Genomic DNA, 18,175 nt, shown 5'->3' on the forward strand with positions numbered 1-18,175 from the left:
CTTGCTGTTGTTTGGTACTCGTACAATGTTGGTTACCGTTAGCATGTGTTGTACTCCGATGTCTCCCCTATCTGCCGCTGCTGTAAGGTCTGAACCCGCCAGACCCCGATCCCGTTATTGCGGCTCAGTTCCCCAGACCAGAACACCATTCCGGTACAGGGTGACTTTGGCTGAATCGGCGAATGCCGTCTGCAGCCCGTTGTAGGAATAATCGTTGCTCTCATTGAAATTCGACCAGTCGGCCTTGTGCATCCGCGTCTGAATTTCGCCCGTGCTGGCGCCCGGTGCGAGGGTGCCGGCAGCGGCTCCGAATTTCAGCTCCACATAGTAGTCCGCCCCCGTGCGCGGTGTATCCAGCTTCACAAAGCTGGCCGACACATTGCCGCCGCCGATCTGGGCATAGTCACAGAAGAAGGTCTGGGCCTTGTCGCCGTCAATGGTGTACCAATAGCGGACGGTCAGCTCGTTCAGATTGACCGTGGAGGCACTGCCGTTCTTGATGTTCAGGAACGGCTTCATCGTGTTGTCCCCAGGGTTCGAATCGCCTACCCGGTAGGCGACGGACAGCCCCGTAATCGGGGTAGTTGTGCCGCTTGGCGTCGCCGATACCTGTGTGGAAGCAGGGCTTTCTCCGGCAGTATTCACCGCCTTAACTACGTAATAATAAGTCGTGCCATTCGTGACAGCCGCATCGGTGTAGCTGGTTCCCGCCGTGTTCGCAAAATCCGTGTAAGGCCCCCCGCTGGTAAGCGACCGCTGCACTTTATAGCTGGCTGCGCCGCTCGAAGCGCTCCAGCTCAGATTGACCAGCGCGCTGCCGGCCGCCGCGCTGACATTGGCCGGGGCCGCCGGAACCGCCGGAGTGGCCACGGTTTCCAGCACAGACCAGTAGGCCGGCTTCGACTGCAGCCGCTCATCGAACAGCAGCGGCCAGTCGTTGCGGGTAACCGGGAAGGTCCGCAGCCAGGTATTGCTGTCATCCTTACCCCACACCGTGACGCTGGTGACCGTGTCGGTATGGCGCAGGAAGATCTGGAACAGCGACTTGTACAAATTCGCCTGGCGGGTCTTCAGATCAGCCGGGAACGTATCGTAGGACTGGGAGCTGCTGGAGTAGACGCTGACATCCAGCTCTGTGATATGCGTTTCCAGTCCAAGGGCCTTAAATTTGATGATCGAATTTTCAATTTCGGACAGGGTCGGATAATACAGGCTGACATGGGTCTGGTGGCCGACGCCGTCAATCGGCACGCCCTTGGCCTGCAGCCGGGTAATCAGATTGTAGAGCGCCTGGCTTTTGGCAGACTCATGCGTGTTGTAGTCATTAATGAAGAGCTTCGCATCAGGATCGGCCGCATGGGCGTATTCAAAAGCCTTCTCAATGTATTCCTCGCCGGCGATCTGGTACCACAGGCTGCGGCGCAGACCGTCCGGCTGGGAAGCGTCAATGACTTCATTGACCACGTCCCAGGCATAAATATCGTCTTTATAACGCTCCATCACGGTGTCGATATGAGCCTTCATCCGCGCATACAGCACCTCTTTGGAGACCAGCGCGCCGTTCGCGTCATAAAATACCCAGTTCGGCGTCTGGTTGTGCCAGATCAGCGTATGCCCGCGCACTTCCTGCCCATTGGCTGCGGCAAAGGCAACCGCAGCATCCGAGTCATCAAAATCAAACACGCCCTCCTGCGGCTCCGTGCTGTCCCATTTCAGCACATTGCCCGGCGTCAGGCTGTTGAAATGCTTGGTCAGCAGCTGCTTGTCCGGAGCGGTAATCAGCTCGCTGTTCGTAAAGGCCGTTCCCACCAGGAACTTTCCGGCAAAAGCGTCCTTCAGCGAAGGAACCCCCTCTTCAATGACAATCGGCCCCTGATCAGGCAGCTGCTCCAGCCGGAAATCATCCAGATAGAAGGACTGCGTGGCACTGCCCGGTATTTCAAAATACACCGCCAGGTTATCGGCCTGCTCCAGCACCTTGTACTGGGCCTGCAGCTTCACCCAGCCGCTTGAGCTGGCGGAGGCGTAAGTCAGATTCTCGTAGTAGGTGTTAGCCGGCATCGTTCGCTGCAAAGACATATATACATTGGTATTGGAAGCGCCGGCTGGCAGCTTCACATAGCCAATAAAAACATAAGTCTGTCCCACCTGCAGCTGTGAGGTGACATCCAGCGTCGGCCCGTGCCAGGTTTTGGTCCGCCCGCTGATGCCAAGACCGTAGGAACCGCTGCGGGCGGCGCCGGCTTCGGCAGCCAGCACCTCGACGCCGCCGCGTCCGGACCAGTCCTGGACCGTGCCGTCCTCAAAATCGCTTTGCGTGACCAACGTGTTCTCGGCATGCGCAGGGGTTGTCCAGTATGCAGGTAAGAGCAGGCATAAAACGAATAGCATGTTAAGCGCTTTCAGAAAGCCTGATTTTTTCATCCCGTCTTTCTCCCTTCACGGATTGAAGTGAATTTTGTCCAGATGTATTCGTCCAGGTGCAGATACTGCCTTGCAGCCTTGTCTTACTTCCGGCATACCCTCCTCCCCTGCAGCTATAATGAAAAGCCCGGCTGACGGTGAATACTCAGGTGAGGTTCATCCAGGCAGCCGGGCTCTTTATTTGTATTTTAACATAAATAATTCCAATTATGGAATAGAAAATATGCATTTTTGCGTTTTTTTGCCACATAGCGACTATTCCTGCACAGCTGTACTTCCTAAGTAATGCAGTGCCAGCTCCCGGTAAAAATCAATCGACCGCAAATAAGCACCGATATCGACCCACTCATTCGGTTGATGGGCCTGCCCTGGTTCTCCGGGCCCGTAAATCAGCACCGGCAGACGGCCTTCGTCATGCAGGATGGAGCCATCCGTGTAGTACGAAACGCCCTGGACGGATTCTCCCGCATTCCCATTCAGCTCAAGCGCCGTGCGGATCAGCTCATGGCCGGGATCCGTGTACACCACACTCCGGTCCAGCAGCTGCTCCACCTGGTAACGGTAATCGGGGTGCCGCGTGCGGATAGCCTCCAGACGCGCGGTAATTTCCGCCTGCAATGACGCATGACGCAGCGGCGGAACGGTCCTTATATCGACATCGATGACGCAGCGGTCAGGGATGACGTTGGTCTGCACGCCCCCTTCCATCCGGTTCACCGACAGGCTGCTTGTCCCCAGCACCGGATCGGCGGCCCGCCATTCCAGCGCATGACTGTGCAGCAGCGATATAATCTCCGCCATGCCTTCAACGGCGTTGACCCCAAGCTGCGGCATCGAGCCGTGGGCGCTGCGGCCGGCAAGTGTAATCCGCAGCCAGAGCGCGCCCTTGTGCCCGATGGCCACCTTGCTTGCGGTCGGCTCGCCGATCACGATGGCGGAGAGGTCCCGCAGGGCGGCGTGACCCGCATAATGCCGGGCGCCGCAGCTGTCCACTTCTTCGCCTGCGGTCGCCAGCACGGTCAGCCCGCCGCCGAGGCTGACGCCTTCCTGGTGGAGCGACACGGCGGCGAGCAGCATGGCCGCCAGGCCGCTTTTCATATCGGAGGCTCCCCTTCCATACATCCGGCCGTGTTCAATGACCGCACCATGCGGCGGATAGCTGCCGGCCTCCGGTGTCCAGGCGCTGACCGTATCCAGATGGCCGCAGAACATCAGCTTCCGGCCGCCGCCGCAGCCCAGCGTCAGCTCCAGATTGCAGCGTCCCGCTGCAAACTCCTCTATCCTGCTCTGCAGCCCATACTCCTGCAGGAAATCCCGCACCACGGCAGCCAGTGTAAGCTCATTCCCCGGCGGATTGCAGGTGTCGGCCTGAATCAGCTTTTGCAGGAACGGTACAGCAATCTCCCGCTCTCTGACATCCTTCATCGCGATTTCCCTCCCTTAACTCACTTATGTAACAACTTACGCTAAGCGGGGAGGGGAATGCAGCCGCAAAAATCACTTCACACGCCAATCACACGCCAATTCGCTCTAGCTATGAAGCTATAATCTGTTTCATTCCGTTCCCTGATTCCACTCGCGGTAAAACTGCTCCAGATACAACAGCATAAACCGGTGCCGCTCCTCCGCCAGCTTGCGGCCGTAATCCGTGTTCATCAGGTCCTTTAATTTCAGCAGCTTCTCATAAAAATGGTTGATCGCCGTCCCTTTGGAATAATCGCGGTATTCCTGCTTCAGCGTTTCTTCCCGCGGCGCCGTCTCCGGATCGTATACCGGCCGGCCTTTGGCTCCGGAGAAGACCATGGTCCGGGCAATGCCGATCGCTCCCAGCGCATCCAGACGGTCGGCATCCTGCACGCAGCGCCCTTCCGGCGTCGCCATCGGCTGTCCGCCTCCTCCGCTGAAGGACATGGTCTCAATGATGCTCATAATATGCTCCAGACGCTCCCCGTCATCCATCCGCCCGGCAAGCCAGCTGCGGACCTTATCCAGCCCTGCTTCCTTGGAAGGATTCAACTTCTCGTCGGCCACATCATGCAGCAGTGCAGCAAGGATACAAATGCCCCGGTCCGCTCCTTCCCTTTCCGCGATTAATGCCGCGGTATTGCGCACGCGCCGGGTGTGCCACCAGTCATGCCCTGTGTGGTCCCCGCCCAGCTCCGCTTTGGCGAACTCCTCCGCTGCGGCAATCAAATTCTGTTCATTCATCATCGTTCAGTCCCCCTGCTTTACGCTTGCCTCTCCGGTATGTCATATCATTTTCAGCTTGCAAGGCTGCGCCTTGTCCGCTATAATGTGCTGTAATCCAGTCTGAGAGGAAATGATTCTCATGAACAGCATTACCATCATACAGAATCAGTTTTATTATCACAAGCAGCGTTAGCACTCCTGAAGATCATTCAGGGAGGGCTAACGCTATTCGCGTTCTGACCTCCCTGCGGAATATGAAACGCGCAGGACCAAGAGGTCCGGCGCGTTTTTTTATTTGCTATTAAGGCCTGGCACTGTCAGGCCGCCTAATCCAAAGGAGCTGTTAACCGATGCAAAATGTTAAAGGAACCTATGATTTTTTTGGACGTGAACAGGCGCTGAGACAGCAGGTACAGGACACGCTGCGCGCCTGCTTCGAGCTGTATGATTTCACTGCGATGGACACGGCCTTGCTCAATGAACTGGAGGTGCTGGCCTCCAAATATGCCGGCGGCGACGAAATTCTGAAGGAGATGTACCGGCTCAGCGACCAGGGCGGACGTGATTTGGGCCTCCGCTACGACCTGACCATCCCGTTCGCCAAAGTGGTCGCCCTGAACCCGGGCATCGAGCTTCCCTTCAGACGTTATGAAATCGGCAAGGTCTTCCGCGACGGTCCGGTCAAGAAGGGGCGGCTGCGGGAATTTCTGCAATGCGACGCCGACATCGCCGGAATCGCCGGGCCGCAGGCGGAGGCGGAGCTGATCCAGGTTGCCGTGCAGGTCTTCCGCACTCTGGGCATCCCCGTCGTGCTGAAGTGGAATAACCGCAAGTTCCTCGGCGAGCTTCTGGAAGCGGTGGGCGTGCCCGGGGAAGCGCAGCTCTCCGTCATGCTGTCGCTCGATAAGCTGGCCAAGATCGGCATAGACGGCGTGCTGGCCGAGCTGAAAGACAAGGCGCTGTCACCGGAAGCCGTTTCGGCCATCGCCGCTATGCTGGCGCAGCAGAACCCGGGCTTCGAACAATTGACGGAGATGTACGGACTGGAGGGCAAGCCCGGCGCTCTTGAAGTAGCCGAACTGGAGCAGCTGATTGCCGCCATCGGACTTTCCGGCGTCTGTTCCTTCGATCCCTTTCTCTCGCGCGGCCTCTCCTTCTACACCGGAACGGTGTATGAGATCTTCGATGCCTCCGGCAGCTACACCTCCAGCCTGGGAAGCGGCGGAAGATACGATGCCATCATCGGCAAGCTGTCCGGCAGGGAGGATATCCCCTACCCTACGGTCGGCATTTCCTTCGGCATGGAAGCCATCATGGCCCTGCTGGCCGGCCGTCCGCTTCCGGAGGCCGCTTCCGCTGTGCTGGTCGTACCGCTGGGCAGCACGCTGCCGCAAGCGCTGCTCACCGCGTCCGCGCTGCGGGAAGCGGGCATCCGGACTACGCTTGCCTCCGGCGGCCGCAAGCTCAAGAAGATACTGGCCTCCGCTTCGGCCAAGGGTACCCGTTATGTTGTGCTGATCGGCGAGGACGAAGCCGCGCAGGATATGGTGCTGCTGAAGGATATGCAGGAAGGAACGGAGGAGCTGCTGAGCGTGGAGCAGGCGGTCTGGACGATCGAGGGCTAGTCCCTCGATCGTCCGGATGATAGAAGGGTAACACTGATTGGCTGGACGATAAAGGACGGGTACCTTAATGTCCAGTCGATAAGGGAGCTAGTACCTTATATCCTGGCGAGAGAGCGCTGACACCTTGGTCGCAACAAGGAATAGCAGTGAAGAAAATGGCGTGAGTTGTATTTTAGAGATAAACTGTATTGTTGTTCCAGGAAAGTTCACACCACTAAATGGTATATTATATATTATTAAGGTATATTCACCATTGGTAAGTATGCTTTGACTAATCAATAATTACGAGGCTGGTGAGAATAATTAAAGAGAGAATAGTACTATCTCCTGCTGCTTTAGCCGATGTAGAATTTATCGTTGAGACAAAAACTTGCACTTCCCTATGGTCATTTGAAGATTTCATTCCTACTGATAAAGAGGAAGTCAAGAGAATGGTAACAGAGAGAATTAGCAGTGACTGGTATAAGCAATACTTAATAAAGCTTAATAATACAGAAAAAACAACTATTGGAGAACTACATATTCATTGGTATGTGAAAGAACGTGAAAGCTGGGAAATGGGCTATAGCATTTTTCCTGAGTATCAAGGACAGGGATATTCCATTGAAGCTGCCAGGATAGCGCTAAAGTATGCTTTCGAGGAATGGAATGCTCATAAAGTCGTTTCCATGTGTAATGAATTTAATATTGCATCCTACAAAGTTCTTGAAAAAATAGGGATGATCAGAGAAGGGGTATTTAGAGAAGAATTGCATAGGCAGGGGAAATGGGTAGATCAATACTTCTACTGCATACTCGACAGTGAATATCAAAAAATGAATTTTTGAATTTTGACTGATAACATGCATGAGTGCTCAGCTCTCAGCCTCCGCATCCTGCAGGACTTTCCTCCGCCAGGAGGCGCCCGGTCAGTTCCATGTACCCAAGCCAATTGTATGCGAAAAATCGAATACAATGCGCTGCTGTCTCGCCTAACGAGCCAATTGTATGCGAAAAATCGAATACAATGCGCTGCTGCATCGTCATACGAGCCATATGTATGCGAAAAATCGAATACAATGCGCTGCTGTCTCGCCAAACGAGCCAATTGTATGCGAAAAATCGAATACAATGCGCTGCGGCATCGCCAAACGAGCCAATTGTATGCGAAAAATCGAATACAATGCGCTGCGGCGTCGCCTAACGATCCAATTGTATGCGAAAAATCGAATATAAGCGCAATGGACCGGGGGAATATCGGCGGATTGGCCCTGTTCCCCGGTCCATTTTCCCGGCATAATGGGTACAACTTTACTATCAGCTTGCAAATGGAGGATTTCGAAGGTGAACATTTCCTACACGATTAATCATCCGCTTACGGCGGAAGTCGCGGCGGATATTTTCCGGAGCGCCGGTCTGCGGCGCCCGGTAGACGATCTCGGCCGCATCGGAAGAATGCTGCAGCATGCCGACATTCTCGTTGCCGCCTGGGACGGAGATACTCCGGTCGGGGTGGCCCGCGCGATTACCGACTATGCTTATTGCTGCTATCTGTCCGATTTGGCTGTCCGCAAAGAATACCAGTGCCGGGGCATCGGCACAGAGCTGGTCGCCGCCCTGCGCCGGCATTTGGGCGAAGAAGCGATGCTGCTTCTGCTCTCCGCCCCTACTGCGATGGAATATTACCCGCGGCTCGGGTTCCAGAAGCTGGCGAACGCTTTTGAAATCTCACGCATCCGGTAATACCGGCATCATTCGTTCAAACAGAAAGGAATTTCCCTGCAAAAATTGCCGCAGATAAGCCAATGCATAGGGCTGCTCTTCCCGCAAGCCGGAGATCTCCTCCGGATTGTCGGCATGATGGCTGTAATTCCCGAGCATCACCATGACAAAAAAGCATTCCAGCTGCGCCACCGCATTCTCCGGCAACGGCCGCACCGAAGCATATCCGTCAATGCACAGCTTCCGCTGGCAGGGAGTCAAGCCCAGCAGCATGGCAGCCAGATCATAGAGGTAATAGCCGTAACCGCATCTGCCGAAATCAATCGGCAGCAGCTGCCGGCCGTCGTCAATGATATTGCCGGAATGCAAATCGCCGTGGATCAGCCCGTATCCCTCACCGGCAGGCTTCAGGGAAGCGAACTGGCGCAGAATCTTCGCAGCGGCCGCCTGGTAATCCAGCCATTCCCGCTCTGAAAGGAAGGACGGATAATGCCGCTTCAGCCGCTCCATTTCCAGCTTAAAGCTGTCCGCGCCCCAGCGCGGACGGGTGAAGCCGGCCGGAGGCGCAAAACAGGCTGCCGCCTGATGAAGCTCGCCGGCCATCCTCCCCAGTTCAGCCGCCTGCAGCTCGGAAAGATCGTCTTCGAGCAGATTCCCTTCCACCCAGTGCGTCACAGTTACCGGCGGCAAGGAAAGCCCTGCTTCTCCGGAGTGTACAATATACTCCCCGGAAGCAGCCGCAAGACCGGTCGGCACCGGATAGGGCAAGGTGCGGCTGAGCGTGTCAAGCAGCTGCAATTCGGAGGCAAGCTCCGCAGTCCGTGTCCCCTCGCTATGAACGCGCAGGAGGTAGCTCCCGGTAGAGGCGGTTTCTACTTTAAAGGTGGCGCTGTCAGAGTACCCGATAAAGACAAGCTTGTCCCAAGCCAAACTGTATTGCGGCAAAGCGGCCAATGCAGCTGCCCTCGCCTTATTTAATCCTTCATTTCGGTGATTGCTATTCATATTCATGTTATTCGCTCCGCTCCTTAAAATTGGGTTTAAGGCAGCAAAGTCTGTCTATCTCCACGACAATCAGAGGTTACTGAACAGCAGCGGTTTCTTTTCCGGCTCCATGCAAGCAACCGCCGTCGCTTGAAATGCACAGACTTTGCATAGAGCAGCCCGTAAACCTTGTCACAGAAGTCCCCTCCCTTGATACCACAGGTTTCGTAAAAGTATTAGCATAAGTATATACCAGCCGGAAGAATCTTGTAATTCTTATTTACTGCCCAATTCACAGCTCAAAAAAAGGGCCCCGCCGGGCGCCGGCGGGGCTGAAATGTATATAATAAGGGGATATGAGACAAGTATAGATGGCCAAGCTTAAATTAAGCTGAAAGCCGGCTAAAGATTCCCTTAAGAAGACATCAGACTTTGAATTTCGCCACCAGCTCCTGTAAGGCGGTTGCACTTTGCGTATTCTCGTCGGCCATATTCGCTTCCTGGAAGGTCTTCTCCACAATATCCGCCGTCTTCTCCGCGATATCCTGCACCCCGACAGCCCCTTCGTTGACTGTGGCCGCAACCTCATGAATCGCCGTGCCGATGGCGGACACGGTCTCGCTTAAGTGCTCCGCCGCCGAGCCAAAGCGGAGCATCAGGTCATTGACCGTCGATGCATCGCTGTGGTATTGCCGGCTGACCTCAAGCAGCCGCTCGTAATCGCTGAGCACATTGTGGTCAATGAAGTTCAGCATCGCTTCTGAGTTCTCTTTCATCTGTTCAACGGAGGAGTACACATTATGAACGACATCCTGAATCCCGGCGGCTGTCTTCGAGGACTGGTCGGCCAGCTTGCGGATCTCGCTGGCCACCACCGCAAAGCCGCGGCCAGCTTCTCCTGCCCGTGCGGCTTCAATGGCCGCATTCAGCGCCAGCAATTGAGTCTGGCTGGTGATGGAAAGAATGGTATCGGCAAGCGTATGAATATCGCTGATTGCTGCAGAGCGGGCAATGGCCTGCTCCATATCGGTCCGTACCTGTTCATAGATCATTTTGGCCTGCTCCGTGGATGCGCTGGCATTATCCTGCAGCGATAATGCGCGCTCCGCGATGCCGCCGGATGCTTCCATCCCGGCTTGTGCCTCTTCGGTAATTATCTGCACATGACTGCCGATATCCTGAACCGCTGCCGTCATCTCCTCCGCCGAGGCGGCCGTTTCCTCCATGCCTGCCGAAAGCTGCTGCGCGGTAGCCGAGTTGTCGTGGGCATTCTCGCGCACCTCAACCGACAGCTTTTCCAGCGTCTGCGCATTGTCCAATACCTTGCCGGAGATGGACACCAGACTTTCTGCCATTCCCCGCAGAACGGAGCGGGTGTGGAACATCGCCCGCGCGATCGTTCCCGTCTCATCCTTGTTCTTGAGCAGAGATTCGTACTGCGGATCATAGACGAGATCCAGGTCCGCCGTCTTGTTGATCATGCCGGTCAGCTTGATGATCGGTGAAGAAATGCGCTGGGCTACGAACAGCCCGATCAGCAGGGACAGCAGCAGACAACCTATTCCCAGCAAAATAATATAACGGGTCATATCGTTAACCGGAGCCATGACTTCATCGAGCTCGCCGGTCAGGACAAGCGTCCACCTCGTTTCGGGAATCAGTTCATAAGCCGCTTTTTTCTCAGAACCGTTATACATATATTCAATGTTACCAGGCTTAATCTGTTCTCCGGCTTTCACCCGCTTCACCACTGCTTGTATCTGCCCGTTCTCAACCGGCAGGCCGATCTTCGACGCATCGGGGTGATACAGCATATTACCGGTTTCGTCCACCAGATAAGCATAGGAGGAGGGGGCGTTCGCCACCTTGGCATCAGCCAGATAATCAATCATTCCGTCCGCATTGACCGCTGAAGCGACAAATCCGATCATCTCACCCCCGCTTGTTACCGGATGGACAAAAGCGAGCACATACGCTCCGGTAGACTTGGACTTCAGTGTTTCGCTGATGACAGGCTTACCGGTTTCGAAGACACGCTTCGCATAATTGCGCTCGCTGAAATCGGTGCCCACGAGCTTGACATCGCTGTCCGCGATTCCGATGCCGTTCATGTCTACTACAAACATATGCTCCAGGTTGCCTGCCTCCTGCACCAGCTGCTGCAGCTTCGCATTGACCTCCGCCTGCAGCGGGCTGCTGCCCGAAGCTTCGCCTTCTGCCTCCTGCTGCAGCAGCCGAATAATCTCCGTCTCCTGCGCAACAAGCGCCATACTTCTCTGTTCTTTGGAAATTGCAGCTTTAATGGTGTCGGCCTTGCCTCTGTTCATATCGGTCATCGCCGTTTCAGTCAGTTCCAGAATCGTCCCCGTGGATTTGTTATACGTAAACACACCCATAATCACCGTAGACAACAAGGTAACGGCAATCATAATTACAGCCAGCTTCATACGGATCTTCATCAGCCACACGTCCTTCATTGTGTTCTACTGGTACCCATCCCCCGTGAAAGGAATATATCCATTATCACAATAATATCGGCATAAACAGGATATATGTGAATATTCCGTGATGTTTTTCTGAAAATTTTGCAAAATAATGTCGAATATAAGGTCTATTCCAGGCCTAAAGACTCAGATACCGGCACCGGATAGCGGACGATTCTGCGTATCCACGAAAAAAACAGACGGATGAGTTCCGTCTGCTGGTAATTGTGCGTAACTGTTTGTCGTCTTAAAGCCCCGCTGTATTCGCCGTTATATTAAGCCATACTGTTCGCGATACCAACCACAATCCACGAAAGAATCAGGACGACATTGCCCCAGAGCAGCAGCTTTTTGGGAGCGGCAAAGCCTTTCCACTCGCCGTCCTTCAGCCCCCAGGCATTGCTGATAATCAGCGAAAGCCCGTTAAAGGCCAGCCAGCCCACGACCGAGCCGAGCGGTCCGAGCAGCGCCGTTGCCTTAGCGTAAAAGCCGAGCGCCAAATACCAGATCAAGGCCGTTACCAGCGCCTTCAAATAGGCCATACCGGCGCCTTTGGCTACGTAATCGCGGTACGTACGGTTCTTGATTAACAGCACCAGTGCGTACACGAAATTGGCGACAAAACCGCCCGAGAGCGTAATTACCCAGGAAATAAGGCTGGCGCTGATCCTGGGCGTGCCTGCGAGTACCGCGATGTCCGCCGCTTCGCTGGCGTAAGAGAAGCCGATGTTCATCGCCGCCGAGCCGAGTCCCGCCACCGAAGCGATGATCAGCCCTTTGGACAGACCGGCGCCGGCGCCAGTCCCCCCGGAAGCTGCTGCAAGCATCCGCTCCTTAACCAGCCCGGCCCGGGTAATCACCACCACTCCTCCGAGCATAATCGCCGTCCCGATCAGCAGCACCGTGAACGAGCCCGCTGCCGGAATATTGCCGAAGATAAACAGCGGGATCAGCGAGCCCAGCGAAGCGGAAATGCCCATATTGACGCCGTACGTCAGCGACACGCCGATCGTGTCGATCGCCTTGCCGAACATAATCGAGCTGATGCCCCAGATGAAGCCGCAGATCGAAGCCGTCCACAGCACGTCGCCCGGCGTCTGCCGGATATAACTGAAGAAGTCCGGGACCTCAATCCAGGTCCAGAGCACCGGGATCATCAGAATGCCGACCAGGGAGAAGATCGTCCAGAACGCCTCCCATGAGAAGGGCTGATACTTTTTCATTCCCAGACCGAAGCTGCCTTGAAAAAAGCACGCCAGCAGCAATAACAAAAATCCGTAAACCATGATAATCCTCCTGCCCCCATATCCACCTTATGTATCGGAATCCGGCAGAGAAAAGCTTCCGCCCTCCCTGCACATGCTGATGATTATACATGAAACTTTTCAGTTTGTATTGAAATTTACAAGAATAAATGGGAGCGCTCTCCTGTTTTCAGAAAATGCTTTCTCCACCATCGTGCAGCCGCCGTGACAATCGTTTTGCAGGGGCAAGACCAGCGGGATTGACTCTGTACAGCATCCCAAAAAACCGCAGCGCCTGGCGCTGCGGTCTGAGCATCCCTTTTACAACTTCAGGTTAAACACCTTGCGGGAACAATGCATCCAGTGCCGGGCAAGGCCGCTTCTCCAGATATTCCTCCAGCGGCTTCGGCATATTGCTGTACAAATCATTCAAAGAGGTGCCGTTGTAAATATTTCCGATAATAACCGGATGGCACAGCTCGGAAATGAGAATATCGCCGTTGCCGTGCAGGTGAAGCTGCTTCATGCCTTCGATACAATGCGGGAAATACACGCCCGGCTGTTCCTGGAAGCCCATAGCGTCCATGAAGCGGTCCATGCAGGTAAAATAGAGGGTGGTGTCTTCTTTTTTGCCGGCAATCAGTTCGTTTACCGCATTCTTCAGCTGTTCGCGGGCAGCAATCGCCTTCCACCCGGTATGTCCCATAATGATGCTGTTCTGGATTTCATGCGTGCGCACACCCATGGCATAGACATGCTCGCTGATTTCCTTCATGTTATCCTGAGTTTCGTTGAACAGGAGCGTTTCCAGCACGACGTTTACGCCGGTCTTGGCGAACATCGTGATGTTCTCCCTGATCTTCACATACACGCTTGGATGAATATTGTAGTAACGGGAGAAGGCCTCCGCATCCGTAAAATTAAAGGAAATATGTATGGTGGTCAGGCCGGCCTGCTCCAGGCTTGCGATCCGCTCCGCATTCAGCAGACTGCCGTTGGAATTGAGCTGGGTGGCAATCCCCCTGGACGCGCAATAGGTGACGATCTCCAGGCAATCCTGGAATTTCAGCGTCACCTCTCCTCCGGAGAGGCGTACGCGTTTCAAATTCGGCAGCTCCTCGAGAATGCGGATCACTTCTTGGCCGTTGATGCTTTGTCCGTCGTTTCTATTATAGGCGCAGCAGTAGTCGCAGCGGAAATTGCAGTTCGAGGTGACGCCGACCTCCAGCCCTTCCAGTTCATAGGTCAGCGGTTTGTCCAGCTCAAGCGCTTTATATTTTGTACTCATGCCCGTAGTCCTCCTGAAAAATTAAAATATTCTGCATAGCGGTCAACCTTTCAAATTATAAGGGTTTACGGCAGCGGATAATGTGACATTTGTCAGCCTGCTTCCACTGTATGCCTTTTGTCGGCCAGATGTATAAAAACAAAAAACAGCCGCCCTGCGGCGGCCCAGAGTGTCGAGAAAGTCCAGGGGACTTTTCGACACTTCTATTTTTATGTGGGGAGACTCAACTCTCTAATCAAAAATCGATTTAAAACGCTCTGAGGACCCTGTTTTTTAGACCACCAAGACAGTTTTAAACCCCCTGCAAAAAAACAGGGGGTTTCTCGACAGCCTGAGCCGCCCTGCGGCGGCCATTTTATTGTTTTCTTCAATTCCAGCTGCAGCTCCTTTTGCTCTTTCAACAACTCCAGCTGCTGCTCTTCGTTTGATTAAGCAGACCATACAGCCTATTGCAGCTCCATCGATTTGCCCATTTCCGCCCACACCGGCTGACCGATCAGGCCGAGGCGCCAGACGGCAATGCCCTTCAGGCCGTAGCGCTTGGCCAGGCCGATCTTGGCGTTGACGGAAGTCTCATTCTCGCTGTACACCGATATTCCGAGGATCAGCTTTTCCTTGGGCACCTGCTTCAGGGCGAGGCGGATGCCTTCGTCCACCTTGTTCATCGGCTCCGGTCTTGATTCATCTTCATAGGCATAAGCCATCACAATCAGATCATCGGCGATTTGAGCGAGCGTCTTGTAATCGTAGCCTTTGTAGGAGCCGTTCAGCGGCGGCACGATTACGGTTACCTTCAGTCCGGCCGCACGCGCTTTGACGGTCAGGTTCCGTACAAAGGTATTATACTGGGCCTGCACCGCAGCCTTGTCCCCGGTCAGGCCAAGCCCTTCCAGATCAAGGCCGATGCCTTTAAAGCCTTTCTGCACCGCCAGATCCACGATGCCGGTGATCGTCTGCTGCTGAAGGGTCAAATCCTCCAGATTCTTGGTCAGCTCCAGTTCCTTGTCCCCGGAATACACCATCAGGTAAGGATCGGTTCCCCCGGCGGCGGCGTTCTGGACAATCAGCTCCGGCGTGACATCTCCGGCCGGCACCGGCCACCAGAAGTCCGTACTGGATGTGGTGAACTGGCCGCTGCGGTCAATCCGGCTCCAGCCGAAAGCCACCGCATCGAACCCCGGAATCAGCGATACTTCGCCATACGCACCCTGAGCGTAGAATCCGAGCGTGTACAGATCCTTCTTAGGGGAGGTAATCGACACGGTCTTGGTGGCCTGGTTCCAGGACACGGCGGCACCGAACTGTTCACTGAAGAATTTGAGCGGCACCATCGTCGTTCCGCGCACATTCTGCGGCGCCACCGCCAGCTTTACGGCGGCACCGTTGACGGTGGCCGCTGTTTTGCCCAGTGTCAGGACCACGGTTTTCTTTCCGGTATCACCGGTAGTAGTGGCGGTAATTTGCTTGGCCGTCTGATTCCACAGCACATTGATGCCCAGCGCCTCGGAAATCGCCCGGAACGGAACCATCGTCGTCCCGCTCATCATCGCGGGCTCCACCGGAAACGGCAGCGGATAACCGTCCAGCATAATTGTGACACTGCTTGCCGCAGCGTGGGTAGTGGCCGGAACCGGCAGCGCAGCCCATCCGCCCAGCGAGATAGCGGCGCACAGCAACAGCTTGGGTAAACGTTTCATATCCTAAGCTCTCCTATCTGAAAATGAAAGTAAAAGGGAATGGCCTCGGCTCTCACAGCCTTCTATCATTCTACCAAACCTGCTATTTATAGCAAATTAATAGATTGTTACTTTTAGCAAGGGCCAGACCGCTTTCTCTCATTTCAAATAGCCGGCAGCTTATATAAACACGCTTAAAAATGCACCGACCGCCCGCTCGGCGTCGACATCGACGGCTACCTCGATATACTCTCCCGCTTTGGGCTGGGCCCGCAAATCGGCGACCACCATGCCCGCAGTGAACTCGCCCTGCTGTTCCACCCGGACCTTCATCCGGCGGGTCGTTATCAGGTCAGGCTGCAGCGCGGCCATTAAGGCCAGCGGATCATGCAGCGGCGCGCCGTCCAGCACATAGTTGGCTTCCCGGTAGAACCGGAAATAGTGCTGCAGCGTCTGCTCCATAAAGTCGATGACCGGCAGGTTTCCGGCCTTGCCCAGCCGCTTCAGCATCGCGATATGCTCACCCTTTATGAGGGTCTGCAGCGTAACGTCCAATCCCACCATCAGGAGCTCAAAGCCGGCGGTGAACACCCGGTCGGCGGCCTCCGGGTCGCCCCAGATGTTGGCCTCCGCCACCGGCGTGACATTGCCCGGCTTATAAATCGTTCCGCCCATTACTACAACCTTCTGAAGCTTGCCGGGCAGCTCAGGATCCAGCTCCAGGGCAAGCGCCAGATTGGTCAGCCGGCCCAGCGTAACCAGCACCAGCTCGCCCGGCGACTCGTCCGCTAGCCGTACAATGAGTTCAGCGGAAGTCTCGCTGACCGGCTGCTGATTGGACGGTGGCAGCGTGACTCCGCCGATGCCGTTCGCCCCGTGCACATGGGGTGAATAGATGCCGGGCTCGCGGACAAGCGCCTGAGCAGCGCCTACCGCCACCGGAATGTCATAATCCGGCTGGGCCAATGCCAGCAGCCGCAATGTGTTCTCCGCCGCCTGCTGCACTCCGATATTGCCGAATCCGGTAGTGATCGCCTCTACGCGCACTCCCGGTGCACGCAAGGCGTAGAGAATGGCGAGGGCATCGTCTATGCCTGTATCGCAGTCAATAATGATCCGTGTATCTTTGCTGTCCATCTAATCTCTCTCCCATTCCTCTATATATATTGCAGTATGTGCGGCATGCTCATCATCTTATCACGCCTGTCCGCGCAGGCTCAAGACTTCTGCAGCAGCCACAAAAAAATCCGCCGGACCCTGGATTCAACAGGGAGCTGGCGGATGCATCAAGGATCTGCCGCAGCAGTTCCGTGTTCACTTTAGCTTACAGTGTAGGGCGCCGCCGCCCGGCAGAAGCGCTCCAGCGCCTCGGCCAGAACGGACCGCGGGCAAGCCAGATTGAGCCGCAGATAGCCCCGGCCTTCCTCGCCGAAGATGGAGCCTTCGGTGAACGCCACCTTTGCTTCCCGGTACATCAGACGTTTCAGGCCCTCCACATCGAGTCCAAGCGGACGGCAGTCCACCCAGAGCAAATAGGTGCCTTCCGGCTGCATAACCTTGACTTGCGGAAGCTTCTCCGCAAGGAACTGCGTGGCAAACTGTACATTGTCAGACACATACAGGAGCAGCTCGTCCAGCCACTCGCCGCCTTCATTATAAGCGGCTTCCACCGCCTCATGGGCGAAGAACGAAGCTGAAAGAAGGCTGAGCTGCTTCAGCTTCCGGTCAAAGCTGCGCTTGATGTCGCGGTTCCCGGAAACGATGAACGAGGTCTGCAGCCCCGGCAGATTAAACGTCTTGGTCGAAGCCAGCGCAGTCAGCGTAATCTCCGCCAATTCGTCAGACAATGACGCAAACGGCGTATGCTTATGGCCGGGCAGGATCAGATCGCAGTGAATTTCATCGGAAATCACCTTCACGCCGTAGCGCAGGCACAGTTCGCCGAGCCGCAGCAGTTCCTCTGCTTCCCATACCCGGCCTCCCGGATTATGGGGATTGCAGAGCAGGAGCAGCCGGGCGCCGCCCTTCATCAGCTCCTCCAGCTTGCCGTAATCCATTTCATAACGCCCTTCTGTATGCAGCAGCGGGCTCAGCGCCGTCTTGCGCCCGTTCATCCGGATGACGTCAAAGAACGGATAATATACCGGCGGCTGGATGATCACCTCACCGCCCGGTTCGCTGAACAGCTCTACCGCCAGACTCAGCGAGGTGACAACCCCCGGCGAGTCAGACAGCCAATCCTCCTGCAGCTCCCAGCCGTGCCTTCCGCTGAACCAGCGGATAATCGCCTGCTTATAGGACACGCTCTCCGTGCTGTAACCATATATGCCGGCACCGGCGCGGCGGATGAGCGCTTCCTTCACCGCCGGCGGACATTCGAAATCCATATCTGCTACCCAGAGCGGCAGCACTTCATTGCTGCCGTACAGCTGCTCCAGCTGGTCCCACTTCAGGGATCGGGTACCCAACCGGCTAGTTACCCGGTCAAAATCATACTTCAAAATCCTGCACCTCCAATGGACCTTCCGGTTTTATCCGCCTATTGTATCACAGGCGCCGG

13 protein-coding genes are annotated in these 18,175 nt (G+C 55.4%); 3 read left to right on the forward strand and 10 right to left on the reverse strand.

What is annotated here, in order from left to right; all coding sequences use genetic code 11:
* Positions 1-114: 114 nt before the first annotated feature.
* From F1381_RS17740 to F1381_RS17750, 3 genes are all read right to left on the reverse strand, one after another.
* Positions 115-2,391, reverse strand: a complete 2,277-nt coding sequence (locus tag F1381_RS17740) for an endo-1,4-beta-xylanase (protein WP_246188086.1) — start codon at positions 2,389-2,391, stop codon at positions 115-117.
* A gap of 288 nt (positions 2,392-2,679) precedes the next feature.
* Entirely contained in the window at positions 2,680-3,849 is a 1,170-nt protein-coding gene (locus F1381_RS17745; protein WP_151736168.1) for a M20 family metallopeptidase, read from the reverse strand.
* 129 nt (positions 3,850-3,978) lie between these two features.
* Entirely contained in the window at positions 3,979-4,632 is a 654-nt protein-coding gene (locus F1381_RS17750; protein WP_151736239.1) for an HD domain-containing protein, read from the reverse strand.
* A 332-nt stretch (positions 4,633-4,964) separates the two neighbouring features.
* On the opposite strand from F1381_RS17750, the gene F1381_RS17755 reads away from it, so the two are divergent.
* The 3 genes from F1381_RS17755 to F1381_RS17765 all read left to right on the forward strand — a co-directional run bounded on the left by F1381_RS17755 (position 4,965) and on the right by F1381_RS17765 (position 7,961).
* Entirely contained in the window at positions 4,965-6,239 is a 1,275-nt protein-coding gene (locus F1381_RS17755; protein WP_151736169.1) for a histidine--tRNA ligase, read from the forward strand.
* 293 nt (positions 6,240-6,532) lie between these two features.
* Positions 6,533-7,066, forward strand: a complete 534-nt coding sequence (locus F1381_RS17760) for a GNAT family N-acetyltransferase (RefSeq protein ID WP_187355421.1) — start codon at positions 6,533-6,535, stop codon at positions 7,064-7,066.
* A 496-nt stretch (positions 7,067-7,562) separates the two neighbouring features.
* Positions 7,563-7,961, forward strand: a complete 399-nt coding sequence (locus F1381_RS17765) for a GNAT family N-acetyltransferase (RefSeq protein WP_151736171.1) — start codon at positions 7,563-7,565, stop codon at positions 7,959-7,961.
* Here F1381_RS17765 and F1381_RS17770 read toward each other — a convergent pair.
* From F1381_RS17770 to F1381_RS17800, 7 genes are all read right to left on the reverse strand, one after another.
* Positions 7,947-8,885, reverse strand: coding sequence for a phosphotransferase enzyme family protein (locus tag F1381_RS17770; RefSeq protein ID WP_187355423.1), 939 nt, complete (start codon positions 8,883-8,885; stop codon positions 7,947-7,949). The two genes, F1381_RS17765 and F1381_RS17770, sit on opposite strands and share 15 nt — an antisense overlap.
* A 464-nt stretch (positions 8,886-9,349) precedes the next feature.
* Complete coding sequence (locus F1381_RS17775) at positions 9,350-11,383, reverse strand: methyl-accepting chemotaxis protein (RefSeq protein ID WP_151736173.1); 2,034 nt, start codon at positions 11,381-11,383, stop codon at positions 9,350-9,352.
* 299 nt (positions 11,384-11,682) lie between these two features.
* Positions 11,683-12,693 carry an L-rhamnose/proton symporter RhaT gene (locus F1381_RS17780; RefSeq protein WP_151736174.1) on the reverse strand — a complete coding sequence of 337 codons (1,011 nt, stop codon included), beginning with the start codon at positions 12,691-12,693 and terminating at the stop codon, positions 11,683-11,685.
* 292 nt (positions 12,694-12,985) lie between these two features.
* Entirely contained in the window at positions 12,986-13,939 is a 954-nt protein-coding gene (locus F1381_RS17785) for a radical SAM protein (protein WP_151736175.1), read from the reverse strand.
* A 446-nt stretch (positions 13,940-14,385) separates the two neighbouring features.
* Positions 14,386-15,636, reverse strand: coding sequence for a stalk domain-containing protein (locus F1381_RS17790; RefSeq protein WP_151736176.1), 1,251 nt, complete (start codon positions 15,634-15,636; stop codon positions 14,386-14,388).
* 159 nt (positions 15,637-15,795) lie between these two features.
* Positions 15,796-16,752 (reverse strand): nucleoside hydrolase, encoded by a 957-nt coding sequence (locus F1381_RS17795; RefSeq protein ID WP_151736177.1) that lies wholly within the window; start codon positions 16,750-16,752, stop codon positions 15,796-15,798.
* A 182-nt stretch (positions 16,753-16,934) separates the two neighbouring features.
* On the reverse strand, positions 16,935-18,116 hold the full coding sequence (locus F1381_RS17800) for a MalY/PatB family protein (RefSeq protein WP_151736178.1): 1,182 nt from the start codon (positions 18,114-18,116) through the stop codon (positions 16,935-16,937).
* Positions 18,117-18,175: the final 59 nt, after the last annotated feature.

It is taken from the genome of Paenibacillus tengchongensis (assembly GCF_008973665.1).
Taxonomy (GTDB): domain Bacteria; phylum Bacillota; class Bacilli; order Paenibacillales; family Paenibacillaceae; genus Paenibacillus_AQ; species Paenibacillus_AQ tengchongensis.

What these genes read in the sequence shown, in the direction of transcription:
- F1381_RS17755 (WP_151736169.1), top strand. Translation starts at nt 4,965, where the DNA reads ATGCAAAATGTTAAAGGAACCTATGATTTTTTTGGACGTGAACAGGCG.
- F1381_RS17745 (WP_151736168.1), bottom strand. Translation starts at nt 3,849, where the DNA reads ATGAAGGATGTCAGAGAGCGGGAGATTGCTGTACCGTTCCTGCAAAAG.
- F1381_RS17750 (WP_151736239.1), bottom strand. Translation starts at nt 4,632, where the DNA reads ATGAATGAACAGAATTTGATTGCCGCAGCGGAGGAGTTCGCCAAAGCG.
- F1381_RS17785 (WP_151736175.1), bottom strand. Translation starts at nt 13,939, where the DNA reads ATGAGTACAAAATATAAAGCGCTTGAGCTGGACAAACCGCTGACCTAT.
- F1381_RS17790 (WP_151736176.1), bottom strand. Translation starts at nt 15,636, where the DNA reads ATGAAACGTTTACCCAAGCTGTTGCTGTGCGCCGCTATCTCGCTGGGC.
- F1381_RS17775 (WP_151736173.1), bottom strand. Translation starts at nt 11,383, where the DNA reads ATGAAGATCCGTATGAAGCTGGCTGTAATTATGATTGCCGTTACCTTG.
- F1381_RS17740 (WP_246188086.1), bottom strand. Translation starts at nt 2,391, where the DNA reads ATGCTATTCGTTTTATGCCTGCTCTTACCTGCATACTGGACAACCCCT.
- F1381_RS17795 (WP_151736177.1), bottom strand. Translation starts at nt 16,752, where the DNA reads ATGGACAGCAAAGATACACGGATCATTATTGACTGCGATACAGGCATA.
- F1381_RS17780 (WP_151736174.1), bottom strand. Translation starts at nt 12,693, where the DNA reads ATGGTTTACGGATTTTTGTTATTGCTGCTGGCGTGCTTTTTTCAAGGC.